Origin of the sequence: Mycolicibacter engbaekii (genome assembly GCF_002101585.1) — a bacterium.
GTDB lineage: Bacteria > Actinomycetota > Actinomycetes > Mycobacteriales > Mycobacteriaceae > Mycobacterium > Mycobacterium engbaekii.
On record NZ_LQOT01000064.1, the window covers coordinates 1 to 1,258 of the forward strand.

The window sequence follows — 1,258 nt, forward strand, 5'->3', positions numbered from 1 at the left end:
GAGTTCGCCTTACAGTGGACCTCGACCCACCAACCCCAAGCCGCATAGCGACTGGACCACCAAACGGGTCCCCCTCAACTCCAGCGGATCGAGGACCACAATCTTGGCTGTCCCGCCCAACTCGTCCTCGGGCACGACTCGTGCGATCTGAAATGGTGAAACCCGATCTGGATCCACGTCTGTATACATGCAGCTCCTAGGTGTCGGTAGTGGTCGATCGGCAAGTTACACCTCTGATACGACACTTTGAGAGGTGGCCGGCCGGCACTGGATTCCGCCGCAGGGGCGGGGGTTGTGCGTATTCTGGTCTACTCGCGGCGCAATTCAGCGAGGAACGCGATGATCCGCATGGCAAGGTCAACCCACGACATCGGTCTCTTCATGTAGTCATCCGAACTCGGGTTCATCAACATGGGGGCAGCTGCGCTCAGCGTCGCCTCGCCATCCAATCCAGAATCTGGAGACGAATACGTGAGGTGAACGTTCACGCCGTCTGCCCACGTTGCAGTTCCCGAAGAAAATTGCCTGGCTGACACGTCAGCGTTATCAGGACTGATCCCATAGGACCAATCCGCTGCGCGATCGCCACTCCAGCTGAAGACAAAATCGTAGGCAATCGGCTTGGCTTCCCCCGCGACTCGACGCCAGAACTGGACCGGTATCTCACCTGGACTGATGGCTTTGGGCAGACGCTCAACCGCGGACTGGTTCCACGGGGCATCCGGGTCATCGTTTTCATCGTCGTCCCAGTCGTCGTCGTCATCATCGTACTGGTTCTCGTCCTCGTTCTCATCGTCTTTCGGCTCGCCCAGCTCCTTGAGCGCCGTCGCCCGAGCGCGTCCGATGACTGAATCAGGATTCAGCGCGCCCTCCACGACCGCGGCGATCTGACCTCCGTGCGCAAGGAGCCTTGCCAGTACGGGGTCTGTGACGTCTGTGTGTAGCTTGAGATCCAGGGACCATTCGGCGGTAGGGCTGGTACCGAAGTTCCCGTACGGAACGACACCAGCGGCCAATCGATCTCCTCTCATTTCCACCGATGTTCGATGGAATTTCACCGCCTCCATGAACAGCTGCACGATCAGCTCCTGGGTGCCGAAGTATTTGCTGAAGTGACCTTTCAGAAGCCAGTCGGCAAGGATCTTGGCGTCGTCGTCACGTTGGCAGACCGTGATCCGTGCTGAGGGGGACCCGTTTGGTGGTCCAGTCGCTATGCGGCTTGGGGTTGGTGGGTCGAGGTCCACTGTAAGGCGAACTC

The 1,258-nt window shown here is 59.1% G+C and carries 1 pseudogene; it reads right to left on the bottom strand.

Annotated elements, in window-relative coordinates:
• Window positions 1-308 precede the first annotated feature (308 nt).
• A pseudogene (locus AWC02_RS22035) lies at window positions 309-1,258 on the bottom strand (hypothetical protein); the annotation flags it as partial.